This is a genomic window from Sphingobacterium sp. (assembly GCF_039596235.1).
Taxonomy (GTDB): domain Bacteria; phylum Bacteroidota; class Bacteroidia; order Sphingobacteriales; family Sphingobacteriaceae; genus Sphingobacterium.
This window is the reverse complement of record NZ_JBCNKE010000002.1, coordinates 638,196-656,349: the sequence shown is the minus strand read 5'-3', so window position 1 is coordinate 656,349 and position 18,154 is coordinate 638,196. Positions and strand designations below refer to the sequence as shown.

Genomic DNA, 18,154 nt, shown 5'->3' with positions numbered 1-18,154 from the left:
AATCGTTGTATATTTTTATTATTCAGCGGATTATATAGCATACATTTAAAATGAAATTAAACAGCCGTCTTTTCCACACGCTCCTTGCTTTGCTCTTTTGTTCCTCTTTATTTGCGCAGGCAGCCAAAACGCTAAATTATTTCGATCTACGGGATGTCCGATTATTACCAAGCCCCTTTTATCATGCCCAACAGCTTGATCTGCAGTATGTATTGGAGATGGAACCGGACCGTCTGCTGGCTCCATTTTTAAGGGAAGCTGGATTAGCAGTTGTCAAACCTTCCTATACCAACTGGGAAAACACAGGCTTGGATGGCCATATCGGTGGTCATTACCTTTCTGCCCTTGCGTATATGTACGCCTCCACCGCTGATCCGCGTATCAAGGAACGGCTGGATTATATGATTGTAAACCTGAAGCGCTGTCAGGATGCAAATGGAAATGGTTATATCGGTGGCGTCCCGGGCGGCAAAGCGATCTGGGAAGAGATTCAAGCCGGAAATATCCAGTCTAGCACGTTTAATTTAAATGGCAAGTGGGTACCGCTTTATAATATTCATAAGACCTATGCTGGCCTACGTGATGTCTACTTGCTTACCGGCAACCAAAGCGCCAAAAATATGCTTATTGCGATGTGTGATTGGGCCTGCAGGCTGGTTGCCCAGCTCTCTGATAAGCAGATACAGGATATGCTGCGCAGTGAACACGGCGGACTCAATGAAAGTTTTGCGGACGTTGCTGCAATTACCCAAAATCCCAAATACCTGGAGCTTGCGCGCAGGTTCTCCCATCGGGCTATCCTGGCTCCCCTAACCCAACATCAGGATAAATTAACGGGTTTACATGCCAATACACAGATCCCAAAAGTTCTTGGTTTCGCCCGGATTGGGGAGCTGTCCAAGGATGCGGATTGGACTGGGGCAGCACGCTACTTTTGGGATAATGTTGTAATACATCGGTCCATTGCCATTGGCGGAAATAGCGTCAGTGAACATTTTAACCCAACAGACGACTTCTCAAAGATGGTTCAGAGCATCGAAGGCCCGGAGACCTGTAATACCTACAATATGCTGCGGCTCACCAAGATGCTGTACCGCACGGATCCACAGGCCAAATACATCGATTTTTACGAAAGGGCATTATACAATCATATTTTGTCCAGCCAGCATCCCGAACATGGGGGCCTTGTTTACTTTACGCAGATCCGTCCGGGACATTATCGCGTCTATTCGCAAGCACAGACGAGCATGTGGTGCTGTGTTGGATCGGGCATGGAGAACCACGCCAAGTATGGCGAAATGATATATGCCCATACAGATGATGAGCTGTACGTCAATCTCTTTATTCCCTCCAGCGTGCACTGGAAACAAAAGGGTGTCGAGATTATCCAGGAGAATAACTTTCCAAAAGAAGCCTTTACTTCGCTTACTGTTCGTTCCAAAACAAAACGTGAATTTACACTTTACCTACGTAAGCCTAAATGGCTGAAAGGTAGGCCTGAAATTTCAATCAACGGGAAAGCCTATCCCATCGTGGATTCCTCGGAGAGACATGTTATTATCAAACGGGTATGGAAGCCCGGCGATCGCCTGCGCATGGAGTTGCCGATGGAAATCCAGGTTGAACAGCTGCCTGACCAAAGCAACTATTACAGCATATCCTATGGCCCGGTTGTGCTCGCCGCACGCTCGGGAACAAATGATCTGACCGGATTAAAGGCCGACGATAGCCGGATGGGCCATATCGCGTCCGGAAAGCAGATCCCCTTGCGCGATATCCCGCTGCTAACAGCCGATCCTGAAGCCATTCCGACCCTGATCGACCCTATCCCCGGTAAACCCCTGCATTTTACACTAAGTGGACTTCGTCAGGGGAAAGACAGCCTCAGCATGGAACTTGAACCCTTCTACGGAATTCACGATAGCAGGTATATCCTCTATTGGCCACAGACCACGGCCGTCCAACTTCGAGAGCTGCAGGATAAGATCGAAAGGGATGAACGCGAAAGCCTTGCCCTCCATGCCATCACGGTGGATAAAGTGATTGCCGGGGAACAGCAGCCCGAATCCGACCATTTCTTTCGCGAAGAAAATAGCCATGCGGGAAGCTTTGCCGATACACGCTGGCGTGAATGCGGTGGCTGGTTCAGTTACCAGCTAAAAAATACCGCTGCCAGCACACTCTATCTAAAATATATGACCGATACAGCCCTGCGGACCAGCGAGATCTGGATCAATGGAAGCCTGCTTGAGACCCTAAAGAGCAGCGATAGCACTGCTGCTGTTAAAACCTTGCGCATCAAGCTTCCTGAGGGGATTAGCGCATTGCCGGCAATAGAAGTTAAAATCAAGGGGACATCAAAGTCCCCCAGTCATAAAATTTTGGAAATCCGGACACTGCGTCCGGATGAATAAGCGCGTTATTTAACGCTATAGGATACCGTGGCCGTTTTTAACCAGGGTGATGTCAGCCGAATGCTAATCTGGTCACCCGCTTTGCCCGTTGATTGTACATACACGATCATTTTGCCTTGATGGACCCGCTGTTTATTGTCCGTATAGTCGCCCATATCCGCATTATTTCCGGCCTCCATACCCAATAAACGCGCATTCCCAGCAATTTCGCAGGTAATTTCATCTTCCGATAGAACCACGGGAATGCCCTTTTCATCGACAAGCTGCAGCATGAGCTGCAAGAGTCCACCTGCTTGAATCGATGGATCCCCCACAAGCGTCGCCTGAATGGATGCCGGCCGTTGGCTGGATTGGATCGCATGGCGGACAAGTTCTTTTCCATTGCTGTCCAGCCCGATCACTTCCAGCCTACCTGTGGCGTAAGGGATATCCCAAAAGATGATGCCTGTTTTCGCATCGTATTTTTTCTCTTCACCTACGGTCTGCCCATTCAGTGTTAACCGGGCTGCAGCACTATTGGTATAGCAAACCACGCGGATTTGCTGGCCATCCTGATAATTCCAGATCGGCCAGGCATCCATCGAGGGGCTTTCATTCTTTCGTTGCTGCTGCTGAGCTTCTGAAGCGGACCACAGGTCCGTCGTACCGGTTGCCCCGGCCAGTGGATAAGTGCCCAAATAAGCCATGGGTTTTTCTGCCCACAAAGACTGGCGAAAATATCCCCTGGGTTTGATAAAGCCAGCAAAATCAAGTAAGCCCGAATAAAAACCACGCGAAGGCCAACGGCCCGATTCGCCCAGATAGTCGATCCCTGTCCACAGGAACTGTCCAAATATATGCGCGTTGTCGCGTACAGCCAGCCAGGCCGGAAGATCATGCCGATTTTCACTGCCATAAATGACACGCTTCGGGTAACGCTGGTGATCTTCCTGATACCGGCTTTCGGTATAATTGTATCCCGCAATATCAAGTGCTCCGGGGTAAGCCGTTTCATTAGACATCGCTACACCCGCCAGGCCGGCCGTTACCGCCCGGCTGCGATCGTATTTTTTTACCACAGCAACGAGGCGTTTGGCAATATCCCCCAGACGCATGGCATCCGGTGCATCTTTCTTATAACCGCCATAAGAGGCCTGCGTAAAGCCACCTTCCTTTTTTTCGCCATCCAAGATCGGATGGGAATAGGGATCATTGGGGTAATCCACTTCATTGCCTATGCTCCAGGCAAATATCGACAGGTGGTTCCGGTCCCTTTGGACCATGTCGGCCAAATCCCGTTCCCCCCATTCCTCAAAAAAATCGTAAGCGCCTTCAAAACCCGGTGTGCCGACGTTCCAGCCCTGTAACCACTTGCGCTTCGGAAATTCCCATTCGTCAAATGCTTCATTCATGACCAATAGCCCCAGTTCATCACATAAATTATAAAGTGAGGTCGCCTGTGGATTGTGGCTGGTACGCACGGCATTAACACCAAGCGATTTCAACGTGAGCAGGCGCCGCCGCCACAGCTCAGGATACACCTCGGCACCGAGTACACCGGCATCGTGATGCAAGCAGACGCCTTTCACTTTCATCCATTGGTTGTTTAAGGCAAAGCCTTTATCCGGATCAAAGGTAAAGGTCCTAAAGCCGGTCTTTACTTCGGACTGGTCGATCTGCTTACCTTTTTGCCATATTGTCGTCCGCAAGCTGTACTGTATCGGCTGCGTTAAGTTCCATAATTTTGGATTTGATGCTGTCAATTTCAGGTTTAGGCGTGCTTTATCGGCTGCAGCGATCGTAAGCTGCCCGGATTTTTTTTCAACAAGCCTACCTTCGGCATCGATGAGCTCCTGTTGCACGGTAACGGCGCTAGGCTGGGATGAACTGTTGACCACCGTAATTTCGGTATTGAGCAGGCCTTTTCCGCCCTTGATTTCCGGATAGGCATATACTCCCCATTGATCCAGATGCACCTGATCGGCCTTGACGAGCCAAACATCCCGGTAGATTCCGGATCCCGTGTACCAGCGCGAATCCGCGCTTTTGCTATGGTCTACCCGAACTGCAATGGTATTTTCCTTTCCGAATTCAATATACGGGCTGATATCGTAGGAAAATGATACATAGCCGTTGGGCCGCTTACCGACTGATTTCCCATTGACAAAGACCTCACTGCGGTTGTAAACACCTTCAAAATAAAGAAAGATCTTCTTTCCCTGATCTTCAGCAGGTATGGACAGCTGTTTCCGATACCAGCCTATACCGCCGGGTAAATATCCCGTTGCGCTGGCGAGGTTTGGACTCAAAGGATATTTTACGCCCCAGTCATGCGGCAGCCTGACGGATTTCCAGGCCTGCTCGTTTAGTGCAGTAGCGTTTTGTGCTGCGCCCTCAGTTTCTAACTGGAACTGCCAGTCTGTATTGATACGCTGGGCAACACCAAAACCCGGCTGGGCGTAAACGGCGCTCAGCCCGGTTAAAATTGATACGGCAAGGACCGCTATATTTTTAATTATTATATTCATGTGATGTAGTCGTTTAGGTTGATCTGATTGTTATTAATGCGTTGGAATGACAGGTAAGATGCAGCCATTCGCGTCGAAATAAAGCCGATCCATGCATACTTCGCGATGGAAACCTGCGGCATCCCCCATCCTTATCCCATTGGGATAACTGAACCGGTGATAGACAATATACCATTCGTCGGTTCCGGGCACCTGCAAGACCGAGTTATGGCCGGTACCATAGATTCCTTTTGCAGGATCTTTTTGCAAGATCAGATTGTTTTCGGGCACCTGGATTGGTCCATAGGGAGAGGTCGATGTCCCATAGCGAACCCGGTAATTCTCGCTGCGGGTATCATCTTCTGACCACAGAAAATAGTATATTCCATTGCGAAAGATCACATAGACTCCTTCGCGAAATGTTTTGTCGGGCGTCAGGACCTTTATTGTATTCTTCTTGATGGAGACCATATCGGTATTTAATTCAGCAACGGCGAGGTAACCGTTCCCCCAATATAAATAGCTTTTCCCCGAGCGGGGATCATTGAACACCGCGGGGTCGATCTCCTGTCCGCCGCTTAGGCCAGGAGGTTTGAAGTCGATCAAAGGTTTACCCGAATCCTTGAAGGGACCCGTTGGCTGGTCTGCTACGGCAACACCGATTTTCTGCGCCGCCGTAAAATAGTAATAATATTTATAGTCGCCCTTGACTTTTTTCTCGGTGATCGTTGGCGCCCATGCGTGACGCGGTCCCCAGGGAACCTCTTTTTTAAGGTCCAGGATAACCCCCTCATCCTTCCAATGGGTCAGATCGGCGGAAGAAAAAGTCTTAAAATAAAAACCACCCCAGCCATCAAAGCCATCGCTTGTGGGATAGATATAATATCGTTTGGTCTTGTTGGCATACAGGATGTCGGGGTCTGCATAATAACCGTCCAGAATAGGGTTCTTTTTGAACGCAAACGATGTATCCTTGGGTTTTCCCCACTTTGCCGTCAACCCGATCAGCTCCGCCCGGGAAAGCGGTATGATGGTTCCGTGACGGGGATGAAAATCCATATCAATCTCCTGGTCGATCACTTTAAAACGATCGAGATCATCGGAAGTACAGAATTGGTATTTTCCTTTACCATACACATCATACATCAGGATATATTGGTCCGACTGGTTGCGCCTGAAAACACTTGATCCCTCAACGGCATCCTTTGTTTGCTGCTTATACCCAGGCTGTTCGATCCATTTTCCCGAAGTCAGGGAGTCCGTCATCGCAAGTTTGATCCCATTGCCATGCCCTTCGGTTTTGTAGAAAAGGTAAAAGATTCCGTTCTTCTCGATAATATCGCCATCAATACAGGATTTGCCATTTTTAGGCATGAAGAGCACTTTTGGTTCCGTTTCAAAATCGGTAAAATCTTTATTGGCATAGGCATAATAGATGATATCCGGACCATTTCCATGCTGCATGGACCAATAGACCATATATTTCCCTGCTGCCGCATCAAAAATAGTCTGTGGCGCCCATACCCGCTTCAAATCTTCCTGTCCAGTGAACCGCTGCTGGAAATCGATGGCCTGATGCGACCAGTGTAGCAGATCCTGCGATTTTAGCAGGACCATACCGCGATTGGAATCCCAGCCTTTGCTGGAGGTCATATCGGTCAGTACCATATAGAACGTCTTTCCATCTTCGGCCCGCAGGATATGCGGATCCCGGACACCGCCGGTTTTACTGATGCTCTTTGAATCCAGTACCGGACGGTTACCGTTCAGCGCACGGTAGGTGTAGCCATCGGTGCTAATGGCAAAACAGACCGCTTCATCCGCCACAGCATTACCCTTAAAATAAGCAAATAAATAACCGGCAAAATCCTTTTCGCTAGGCCCCTTCCTATATTCCTGCGCGTATGCCGATGCCGCAATATTCATCAATAAAAATACTATAACCGTAAATCGCATGTATAAAATAATTTAGTAAAAGGTTGCTTGATCTGACAAAGATGCGCTGGTTCCGAGAAAGGTCCCAGCGCATCGCGTAAGTCTTTTTTTAATTGTTTAACATTAATAACCTGGATTTTGTTCCAGTTGGCCGTTCGAAGACAAAATATCTGCCCGCGGTATCGGGAGCCAATAATGTTTTTCTTCAAACTTGCGGCCCGATAATGCCTCTTTTCGCGTATAGGTAAGCCCATTGCTTCCTTTTGTCACCGTGATTCCGCCGGCTGGCGCATTCTCTGTTATGTTGGCGATTTTCCATCTCCTTACATCATAAAAACGGTGTTCCTCGAAGGCCAGCTCTATCCGGCGTTCGTAGCGCAACAGTTTTCTAAACTCATCTTTTGATTTTCCAACAGGGATTTCAGGCATCTCTACAGAAGGTCTTGTCCGAACTAAATTTAAGGCCTGTCTAGCTGTCAGGCTACTACCTTTGGGTAGCACATCCGGACCATAGGCTTCATTAGCCGCCTCTGCAAAATTTAACAGGATCTCCGCATACCGAAAATAATTCCACGGCTGAAATCCCGCATTTCCCCAAGGATTTTCCAGCGGATAGGCATCATTCATAAACTTGCGCAGGTAATAACCGGTTTTCGACGTGTTCCAGTTGTCCCTTCCTTCCCTGCTATCCTGGCCGCCAGGTATAAATGTTTCAACCGCACGTCCCCTGTATATCGAACCATTGTGTAGAATTGTTGCATCAAAACGTGGATCACGGTTTACATAGGGGTTATTGGGATCGTATCCTGAAGCTGCATTTACAGTTCCGTCCTCATTAAGAGGAGCCAGACCATTTTTCATCTGATACGCATCCACCAGATTCTGGTAAGGCGTATTTCCACCCCAGCCCCCATAGCCGTTTGGTCCATTGGCAATTTCTAAATGTACATGGTTGGCATTTTTGGTATAATAACGGGCGAAAATTGTTTCCGGATTCCGGTCAGTCAAAAATAGGGACTGATACCCGCCTGTGTACAGGCTGAATTTATTTAGCGAAATCAAGTCTTGGGCTGCCTGAGCGGCAGCAGCCCAGGTACCCGCGTTATAAAGTGGGCTCGCTGCATACAGCAGCAGCCTTGATTTTAGGGCCATTGCGGCAGCCTTCGTCGCCCGGCCGGTAACCCAGCTGTTGTCATTGTTATCCAGCGGCAGTTTTTCAATCGCTTCATCCAATTCTTTTATCACATAATCCATTCCTTCCTGAATAGACTTGCGCTCAAAAAGCCTTGCCGTACTTAAGTCATCTTTCAAACCATACACGGTATCGCCCATCAGGACAACCCGGCCAAAGTTGCGAATGAGGTCGTGATAGCGAAATGCCCTGATAAACTGTAGTTCACCTTCCAGATGCCGTTTATGTGAAGCGCTCATCTGAATAGTAGCCAGTACTTTTTTCGCGTAATTACATTCACGGATACTGCGGTAGCTGCGCGCCCAAAGCGATCCGGCGGCGCCTAAATTTTCAGGCGATAACTGCCCCCGGATAATGAGCCAGGTATTATCATCATTGGTATACATGGATTCATCCGACAGTGATGACCAAAGGGCGTATTCAAATCCACGTCCAAAGCCCGGATTAGTTCCGTCCGCTTCATTTGATATGATTTTTTCACCGATGTATCTATTGATAATAAACGCTTCCAATACAGCTGTATCTTTCTCAATAGCTTCTGTCGATATTCTGTCTGTCGCCGTAACATCCAAGAGATTTTTGTTGCAGGCGGAGAAGATTGTCAGTCCCAAGCCCAAAGGCACAATATATTTAGTGATAGATTTCATTGCTTAAGTTCCTCTTTAGAATTTTAAATTTGCACCTACATTAATAATACGTTGTTGCGGATAGAATTGACCGCTACCGCTATTCCCTTCCGGATCATAATCCTTCACTTTTGTGAGGGTCAATAGATTGAATCCGTTGACATAAAAGCGAAGCCCGCCCAGTTTCAATCGCGATAAGACCTCATTGGGCAATGTATACCCTATCTCCACATTTTTTAAACGCAAAAAGGAAGCATTATTCAGCCAAAAGGTGTTATTGTACAAGCCACCGCTCACCGCCGAAGAGGCACGTTCAGGTACTTTCGGATAGTTTCCGTTCGGATTATTGACCTCATTAAACCGATTGTCGGCCCAGGTACTGTAGAAGTTTCCTACTGTTCCGGATTCCGGAAGCACGTACTGACTTACTTTAGCCTGTCCGGCGAAAAGAACGGAAACATCTACATTTTTATAAGCGGCATTCAGGTTAAAGCCGTAGGTAATCTGGGGAATATTCCCATATTTTGTCCGTATCATATCATCTGCCGTTATCTTACCATCTTGGTTGTAGTCCTGATAAATCAAATCGCCGACCTGTGCTCCTGGTGCCTGTGGGGCCGCAGCGAGATCTGCTTGAGTCCGGTTTAACCCAATGGCGTTATAGAGCAGATAGGTTCCCAGCGGTCTTGATGTCTGGCGTTGATAATCCAAGGTACCGCTGGCCTCATCAATGAAGATAATTTTACTTTTGGCAAAGGTAAAATTACCGGATACTCCCCAGCTGAAATCGCCCGGTTTTTGATACGACAACGTTCCTTCAAATCCTTCGCTATTCACCTTGCCAATATTCTCTGAAGGAACCAGCGGTTTGGAGCTATTCTCTTTGTATGGATTGACAATACCGGAAGTGGCCGGAATAGACGCATTTCTTTCGGTCAGGATATCCGATCTCTTTTGTTGGAAATAAATGGCCTCTATCGTAAAATTCTTGAGAAATTGTGCATTTAATCCTACATCGAGCTTCTTGGACACCTCCCAGGTAATCGCCGGATTTGCCAGTTTTGCCAATTTAACATTGGGTTGTATCTGGCTTTTGTCATTTAGCAGCGCGACCATACCATTTCCCACCAAGGTATAATTATCGTAGAATTGGAATCCGTCGACGTTATCGTTTCCAAGGGTACCGTATGAGGCGCGAAGCTTTAGGTCATCTAAAAATCCGATCTTGTCCGCAAACCAGTCTTCTTTGCTGATACGCCAGCCGGCCGATATGGAAGGGAAATAGCCCCATCGTTTGCCTGGGGGAAAAATCGAAGAACCATCAGCCCGGAGCTGCCCTTCAAACAGGTATTTTTCATTATAATTGTACGCTATCCGGCTAATGATACTCTGTCTCGTATAATTGGAACTATAACCTGAATTGAGATAATCTGTTGCAGCGGATCCGCCTTGGGATAATTCAGGCAGCTGGTTGGAGAGATAATTAAACCGCTGCGCGTCAAAATATTCCAAATGCCTTTTACTTTGCTCATAGCCCACAAAAGCATTGATCGCGTGGGCACCAAAGCTACGCTCAAAATTCAGCTTTATATTGCTTGTAATCAAGGATTCATTGGTATGTGATTCGGTCAATGTGGCCTTATTGTTATTTCCGCCCACAATAGATTCTTCGTAAGTGTTTTTTGCCGGGTCATATGCATTCAGCACGTAGGGCACACTGAAGTTTTTGCTAAAATTTGCGGATTTGTCCACCGAAAGAAAACCATCTACGGATAGGCCCTGTACCCAAGGAAGTTGATAGCTTGCTTTGAGTATGCCATTGAATACCTGTTTGGGATTATCCACAGTTCCGCCGATATCAGTGGCCATTAACACGGGATTGGATCCCTCAATGCCCCGCGTCGGCAAGCCATTGGGATAATATGCGCTTACCGTAGGATAGGCTCTATAGATGGAACGAAAAATATCGCCGGCAGATGCGATCGGGAATTTACGGTCTTCCTGTCTTCCCGAAAGAGCCAGTCCTACCTTAAAGCCATCGGTTACATTGGCTTCAAGATTTGTTCTGAAATTATACTGTTTGTATTTGGTGACGCCCTTTTTGTATAAACCATCCTGGTAGACCGAACCCAAAGACATAAAATACCGCACATCCTCGGTTCCGCCAGCGACAGATAGATTGTGCTGGCTTTGTATGGCTGCTTTTTTGAGCGTGGCATCTGCCCAGTCGGTATTCGGGTATAAAAGTGGATCAGATCCGTCCCTGAATTTTTGAATCTGTTCTGCTGAATAAATCTGGTTCATTCCGCCCGAAGAACTGTTTCCATAGGCGATCTCATTTCTTAAAATGGCATAAGTTGCGGCATCAGCCATTTTTGGCAAGCGTGTCGGTGAACTGACGCCGAGATTTCCGCTATAGGTAATCGAAGGTTTACCGCTTTTTCCACGTTTGGTCGTGACTAAAATAACCCCATTTGCGGCCCTATTCCCATAAATTGCCGCCGAAGCATCTTTCAGCACCGAAATACTTTCAATATCGTTTGGATCCAGACGCTCCAGCCCGCCTATTTGTCCGGGTACTCCATCGACGACAACCAATACATCATTACTACCTGTCGTTGCCTGTCCACGCACCGTAATGGACGAACCGTCATAACCGGGCTCACCGCTCCGGTTGTTGATTATCACGCCAGAAAAACGTCCGGCGAGGGAATTGGATAAATTAGGCTGCGGGCTTTTCACGATATCTTTGCCCTTCACTTCAGAAATAGAGCCTGTTAAGGTCGCTTTTTTTTGCGTGCCATACCCCACCACCACGACATCTTCCAGCACACGGTCGTCTTTTTCAAGCCGGATTGTCAGGTTTGTGGTTTCGTTCAAGGGGACTCTGTAGGTCTTGTAGCCAACGAAGGAGACCAGGAGCACGCCTTTTGCGGCATTCAGTTCAAATTTCCCCGATTTGTCTGTTGAAGTCCCCTTCGCCCCGCCTTCCATAATCACAGTTGCACCTGCGATAGGCTCGTTGGCCATATTCAGGACCTGTCCCGAAATTTTCCCCTGGGCGTATAACAATGTTGGCGCAACGCTCAACACCGTATACAAAGAAACAATTTTTAGGTTGTTCATAAATTTCTATACGAATTAAACAGTAAATAATACAATCTGGCCAGAATAGACAGTGAAGATGATAAGCGATGGTTTACATAGGTTACATCAGATGCATTGCTACTTCCCGCGAGATCTATAATTGATTATATGGTCAAACTTAGGGGATTTTAAAGCTCCAGACCGTATACAAATCCGTCAAATAGCATATAGTTTTCGGTCAAAAAGTGGGTTTTCAGCAAAAATCACCCTGTTTTTCGGGGCATGCCCCCATCCGGTAGCCCGGACGGGATCGCTTATACTGTGAAGGTCCCACAAGATATTAGCCCGTGATTAACATCCCTTCGCTCCGGACTTTTGATATTCCGAAGGCAGCTGTCCAAACTCTTCCTTAAAGCATTGCCGAAAGTAAATCGCGCTATTGATTCCGACCATAAAAGAAACTTCGGTCACGTTGTATGTTCCCGAACGCAACAGCTCAGCGGCTTTGTGTATCCGTATTTTACGCACAAGCTGATTGATGTTCTTTCCGGTGATCCCTTTCAGTTTGCGATATAAGGTGGATTGGCTCATATTCATCTTTTCTGCCAGGGTAGCAGCATCCAATACCTCGTCCTGCATATGCTGTTCGACGATTGCCACAAAATCCTGAACAAATGCATTTTCACGCCACAACTCATCTTTTTCGGCTTGCCTGTTTTCTACAAAATCCGTTGGCTGATCCAAGTTGATTTTCTGCAAAATCGCCTTATTCATGGCTTTCTGTTTGCGCAACAGGTTATCAATACGTTTGAGCAATAAGGCTGCGCCGATCGGTTTTGTGAGATACGAATCGACTCCGAGCTCATAGCCCCGCTGCCTGTCCAGCTCCGTATCCCTGGCCGTCAACAGGATTAATGGGATATGGCTTGTCGAACGCTCAGCCTTTAATTTTTCGGCCAGCAGAAAACCATCCATATCGGGCATCATAATGTCGCTTATCAGCAGGTCGGGGATCCTATTTTGTGCAATTTCCAATCCAACCACGCCATTTTCGGCCAGCAAAACTTCGTAATTTGTGGATAAGGTATCGCCCAGATAGGCGCGTAAATCCGGATCATCTTCCACCAAAAGGATCAATGGACGGCTGACGTCCATCGCGATATCATCAGATTCCGCGATCGATTCCACTATGTTCGGGCTATCGACACCGACTTTGTTTGCTAAAAAGCGCACGGATACCGTCGTTCCCGCTCCTTCCACGCTTTTCATCTCGATCTTGCCCTGATGGATGGCCGTCAATTCCTTGACCAGGGCCAGGCCTATGCCCGTTCCCTGGATTCCCCGGCCCGGAATCTGATAGAACTTATCGAAAATCCGATCCATTTGATCTGCAGGGATCCCGCGTCCCGTGTCTTCGATGGATAATACTGCCCAATGGCTTAAATTTGACTGTTCGTACGTAAGGATCAGCCTGATATGCCCCGAATCCGTATATTTATAGGCGTTGGAAAACAAATTATCTACAATTAACTGTATAATCTCAGCATCAAATAAGGTACGATAATCCGTTTGGGGCAAATCCGCGCATATCTCAACATCTGGTTTGTTATTTAGGGTCCGATACTTATCCACGATATCGCTAAGCATGTCACTCAAGGTCCCCGCTTCAAGTACAAGCGGTTTAAACTGCGATTCGACCTTCCTGAACTCCAGAAGCTGGTTGACCAATGTAAAAAGCCGATTGGCACTTTTCTGAACCGTATGAACCAATCCTTTGTTTCTGGGAGACAATTGCTCATCGTGGGACAAATCGTCGAGCGGCCCCAATATGAGTGTTAAAGGCGTGCGCAGTTCATGTGTGATGTGCGTATAGAAATTCATGCGCTCGCTATGCAACTGTTCATCCTGCAGGTGCTGGCGTTCTTTGAGCCGCAGTTCGGACTCGGCCTTTATTCTTTTGATGTAAAAGAAAATTAGGGCATAAATGACCAGCAAAAAGATCAGAAAATAAGTGATTTTCGCGGGTAGGCTCAGATAAAAAGGCGGTTTGATCTTAATCAGTAAACGTTGATAAGACTGGGACCATTCCCCATTTTTCATGCGTGTGCGAATCAACAGTTCATGATCGCCATAGGGAACATTGCGAAAATCAAGATTCGTTTCGTTGCCCAGAAAAATCCAGTCGTTATTCAGTCCCTGAAGCCGGTATCCAAACTCGACCAATCCATCCAGCGCATAATCCATGACCGCAAGCTCGATACGAAAGCTATTCTCGTTGTGATCAAGCCTGATCTCATCGGATGATGTAAGGTATTTGTCTTCCTGAGCATTCGATTCACCGGAACGGAATACAATAAAGCGGCTTAACCGGATCGGAGATTTGGGCAGTTTTGAGGGGATTTCATTCGGGTCAAAATAACATATGCCGTCCTGCATTCCAAAATAGAGCTGTCCTGCCAGATCCCGCCCCACACTTCCGTTTATAAAACCGCCCAGTGGCAGGCCGAACGACTGATCGTATTGCAAAAAACGTTTTTCTTTCGGTAAAAAGCGTAGCATTCCCGACTTGGTCGAACACCAGATATGCCCATTTTGATCTTCCGAAAGGCCATTGACAAACAGCCAGGCGTCATCTCCCGGAGGCATTAACACTGTTAATTCACCAATTCTGCGTTGCGCTTCCTGCAAAGCTATTCCCTGATTAGTCGCAATCCAGATATTCTTATTTTTATCGCGTAGCAAATGATTGATGGTATTATTGCGCAATCCATTGCCGCTATCCATTTTCCGGATCAGCTGTCGATTAACATTATACACATAGAGCCCCTGCCCATAGGTTCCCACCCAGATATTATCCTGCCCGTCCTCGACAAGCGCTCGAGGTGCATAGTCGCCCAGCATCGGATCGTTGATCAGTAATTTCTGTACGCTACGATTGAGCGGGTCATAGATAAACAGGCCTTGGTATGCAGCAATCCAGATGGCACCACGGCGATCTTCATAGATCGCGCGAACCTCCGATACGGGTTCACCCAGATCTATCGTATGCCATGTGGTGGATCCGGCATAGCAGACTGCAACACCACCTTTGCGTAAACCTAACCAGACATGCTGGTTATGATCCTTGAATGAAGCCAATATAAAATCATCGGGACTACCGTTCTTTTGTGTTATCCATTTGCGTAACCTGCCATTTGTACCCATTTCTACGATTCCAGAGCCTTCGGTCGTCAGCCAGACGGCGTCGGTATTCCGAACGATAATATTACTCACGGTTGCCAGCTGATCCGGCAATACAGCTCCTGTCGGAAAAACGTTAAAAAAAGGCTTGATATGGCTGATCACCCCCACACCACCGCCATATACTGCGAGCCAGACATTCCCAAATTTGTCGGGTGTGATATGCTGAATCATGGCATTATTTCCCTTCCCCAGGTCAAGAAGCTGTATTTGCCGGACTCCTTCGACCCTTTTGTCATATCCATAATCCGGCTGTAAGACAAAAAACTGGGATGATTCTGCGCCTATCCAAAGTTTACCCCCAATTTCTTTAATGGCATAAATAAAGGGTTCATTTCCATTTTTAGACGAGCTAGCCAAAGAGATATGCTTTAGCTGACCAGTTGGGCTATGGTAGACGGCAAGCCCTTTCCGGGTGCCGATCCAGATATTCCCATAGGGATCACAAAACAAAACTTTGACCTCGTTGTCAGGCAATTCAGCTCCGGAATTTTGGTAAGTCAACTGTTTTAAAGATCGGCGTACCGGATCCAGGATCGTCAACCCTTCTTTGACATGGCCCACATAGAGCATTCCTTTCCCGTCTTCGGCCAAAGACCATATACTGTTTTCCGGGAAACCCGGTAAATTGCTTTTATTGAAGTGCTGAAATTCTTTTGTGACCGGATCAAAATGCTGGATCCCCTGATGATAAGTCGCCAGCCATAAGCCACCATCCCGGGCACGGATCATATCCGTAATATCATTTGTTGCAATGGATTTTGGATCAGCCGGATCATGCACATAATAGCTGAATTTATTTGTCTTTAAATCAAGGACATTCAGGCCATCCGCGCGTGTGCCGATATACAGCTTTTTATCATCATGCAGCAGCGTATTGATCTCGTTGCTATTGACGGTGTGCCCATCTTTCTTTTTAGACGCATAATAAGGCTTAAATGACTTACCTGCAAAGCGGTTTAATCCTAGTTCTGTCGCAACCCACATGAAGCCCTCGTCGTCATGTACAATATCCAGCACCTGCTGATTTGTGAGGCCTTCGCGCAACGAAAAAAAACGAGCCCGATCCACCTGTCCAGCTACGGTGAGGCATTGCCCTATTAAGATGAGAACTAGCAACAATTTCTTCATGGGACGACAAAAAAAAGCAAAAAAAGAGAAATAAAAAACTATTTTCCGTACAATACAAGCCCAGCACCCGACTGTAAGGTCAATCTGAGAGTTTTCTCGCGGCTGAGGCGGATCGTTTTCTGCTCCGACCCGCGTGACTTGTTGTCGCTGATGCATTGCACAAGGTTCTGAGAAAGCATTGGCAGCGCCACCTCAATTGTTTTTTCCTTTCCTTCGGCATTTATTGCAGCGATATACCATTGCTCATTTTTGCGTCGCGCCAGCACCACATACTTGCCGGGATAACCATCCACAAACAAGGTCTCGTCCCAAACGGTCGGCACCTGCTTCATGAAGTCGATGACATGCGCGGGCATCTCCAGTAGATTGTTGGGTGTGATCCCAAAATTCTGTACGGGAGTCTGGAACAATACCGCCGTTGCCAGCTGAAATGTTTCCGTTGTCTTACGGACCGTGCCCCCATTATTTTCACGGTTATGCCGTTTGTTGAGCAGCACAGGACCAAAATCCATGGCGCCGACAGCATTCCGTATAAAGGGATGCAATGTGGCATTGAAGGCTTCGTTATTGTTGGCCTCCTGTGTAAAAATCAGGTTCTCGGAGGCCAATACCGCTTCACTTCCCACGAAGTTGGGATACATGCGTTCCCAGCCACGGGGCAAGGTACATCCATGGAAGATCACGGTCAGTCCAAAATCATTTGCATCCGCAAGAATATCTTCGTACAGCTGCAATGTTTGCTGTTTGTCACCGCCAAAAAAATCCACTTTGATGCCTTTGATTCCAATGGACTGCATCCAGGCCATTTCCTTTTTACGGGCGATGGCCGTATTCATCCGGTTTTTAGGCGTCTGTGGTGCGTCATTCCAGTAGCCGTTGGAGTTGTACCAAAGGCAGAGCCCCACCCCTTTCTCGCGGCCATAGGCCACGAGCTCCTCGATTTTACGGTGCCCGATCTGCTTGTCCCACCAGTTGTCCACCAGGACAAATTCGTAACCCAAGGCAGCAGATAGGTCAATAAATTTCTGTTGATCTTCGAAATTGATACTGGCGTCCTGCCACTCCAGCCAGCTCCAGGTAGCGCGACCAAAGGTATAGGGCTTACTTGCGGCGTACTGCGGTTCGACCAGATCGAAGGGAACGGTGGTTTCCACAATAGGCTTTAACGTACTGCCCACCGTGATCGTGCGCCATGGCGTAAAGCCCGGTAGCGCCAGCGTTGGAGCTGCATCGCCCATGCCGTTGTTTTCGCCTTTTTCAGGAAATGCAATTTGGTAGAAACCCGACTTTGTGCCCTCGCTGAGCTTAGCCCCGCAGTAGCTTCCATTCACTCCCGTTTCCGAAAGCAGCACCCAGCCCCGGGTGCCGACATGAAACAGCGCCGGAAAAGTGTAACCCACACCGTATTGCGTAGCTACGCCCATCGCCTGATCCGGTACATAGCCTTCTTCATAACTGGGTTTTGTTTTCTTCCATCCGATCATAGCTGTAGCCTGCGGAGTTAGAAAAGTGCTGGTTGAGGCCGGAAATTTAAAGCCACTCATTTCCTCCTCGACCCGAAAATTTGCCGGTTCGCCGACCTGCGGAATAGCATAGCGAAAAGCAATGTCATTATTGCTGACCCTAAAGATCACGACAAGCTGCTGTTTTAAGTCATTCTCCAAGGTACACTGCAGTTCATTTGCCTGATAATGTACCAGCCGGCGTTTGATTTTAGGTTCCTCATATTTTTGGTCGATTGTCCGGCTGTCCGAGGCAACCAAATGCAGATTACGGGCAAGATCCACCTTGTCGCCCCGCAAGCCCAAAGGCGACAGTTCCAACATTTCCTGTCCAGCCAGGTTCACGCGATAATAAAGCCTGCCCTTGTCCAACGATAAGTTTACCACCAGTTTCCCGTCCGGTCCGGCTACACGGAGTTCCTGTGCATGCAAGCCTGAAAACAGCAGCATGAAGAACGCGCCCAGGGCGATCCGTTTTTTTAGGGTCAATAAATACATCTTATGTTTCATACACATCATTCATCCATTTCATTAAAAGGGC

7 protein-coding genes are annotated in these 18,154 nt (G+C 47.6%); 1 reads left to right on the top strand and 6 read right to left on the bottom strand.

Annotation, left to right across the window (positions count from 1 at the left end; translation table 11 throughout):
* The first annotated feature begins 50 nt into the window (after nt 1-50).
* Nucleotides 51-2,414, top strand: a complete 2,364-nt coding sequence (locus tag ABDW32_RS06865; RefSeq protein WP_343560730.1) for a glycoside hydrolase family 127 protein — start codon at nt 51-53, stop codon at nt 2,412-2,414.
* A gap of 5 nt (nt 2,415-2,419) precedes the next feature.
* Here the strand turns inward: ABDW32_RS06865 and ABDW32_RS06860 are convergent, their stop codons facing one another.
* The 6 genes from ABDW32_RS06860 to ABDW32_RS06835 form a co-directional block, all read right to left on the bottom strand.
* Nucleotides 2,420-4,921, bottom strand: coding sequence for a sugar-binding domain-containing protein (locus tag ABDW32_RS06860; protein ID WP_343560728.1), 2,502 nt, complete (start codon nt 4,919-4,921; stop codon nt 2,420-2,422).
* Nucleotides 4,922-4,954: 33 nt separating this feature from the next.
* Complete coding sequence (locus tag ABDW32_RS06855) at nt 4,955-6,856, bottom strand: family 43 glycosylhydrolase (protein WP_343560726.1); 1,902 nt, start codon at nt 6,854-6,856, stop codon at nt 4,955-4,957.
* A gap of 102 nt (nt 6,857-6,958) precedes the next feature.
* Entirely contained in the window at nt 6,959-8,674 is a 1,716-nt protein-coding gene (locus ABDW32_RS06850) for a RagB/SusD family nutrient uptake outer membrane protein (RefSeq protein WP_343560724.1), read from the bottom strand.
* Between the two features lie 15 nt (nt 8,675-8,689).
* Entirely contained in the window at nt 8,690-11,779 is a 3,090-nt protein-coding gene (locus tag ABDW32_RS06845; protein WP_343560722.1) for a TonB-dependent receptor, read from the bottom strand.
* A gap of 312 nt (nt 11,780-12,091) precedes the next feature.
* Complete coding sequence (locus ABDW32_RS06840; RefSeq protein ID WP_343560720.1) at nt 12,092-16,111, bottom strand: two-component regulator propeller domain-containing protein; 4,020 nt, start codon at nt 16,109-16,111, stop codon at nt 12,092-12,094.
* Between the two features lie 38 nt (nt 16,112-16,149).
* Nucleotides 16,150-18,123: a glycoside hydrolase family 97 catalytic domain-containing protein gene (locus tag ABDW32_RS06835; protein WP_343560717.1), complete on the bottom strand. Its 1,974-nt coding sequence runs from the start codon at nt 18,121-18,123 to the stop codon at nt 16,150-16,152.
* Between the last annotated feature and the right edge of the window lie 31 nt (nt 18,124-18,154).

Excerpts from the sequence above, each read along its gene's own strand:
- ABDW32_RS06865 (WP_343560730.1), top strand. The coding sequence starts at position 51 with ATGAAATTAAACAGCCGTCTTTTCCACACGCTCCTTGCTTTGCTCTTT.
- ABDW32_RS06855 (WP_343560726.1), bottom strand. The coding sequence starts at position 6,856 with ATGCGATTTACGGTTATAGTATTTTTATTGATGAATATTGCGGCATCG.
- ABDW32_RS06860 (WP_343560728.1), bottom strand. The coding sequence starts at position 4,921 with ATGAATATAATAATTAAAAATATAGCGGTCCTTGCCGTATCAATTTTA.
- ABDW32_RS06835 (WP_343560717.1), bottom strand. The coding sequence starts at position 18,123 with ATGAAACATAAGATGTATTTATTGACCCTAAAAAAACGGATCGCCCTG.
- ABDW32_RS06840 (WP_343560720.1), bottom strand. The coding sequence starts at position 16,111 with ATGAAGAAATTGTTGCTAGTTCTCATCTTAATAGGGCAATGCCTCACC.
- ABDW32_RS06850 (WP_343560724.1), bottom strand. The coding sequence starts at position 8,674 with ATGAAATCTATCACTAAATATATTGTGCCTTTGGGCTTGGGACTGACA.
- ABDW32_RS06845 (WP_343560722.1), bottom strand. The coding sequence starts at position 11,779 with ATGAACAACCTAAAAATTGTTTCTTTGTATACGGTGTTGAGCGTTGCG.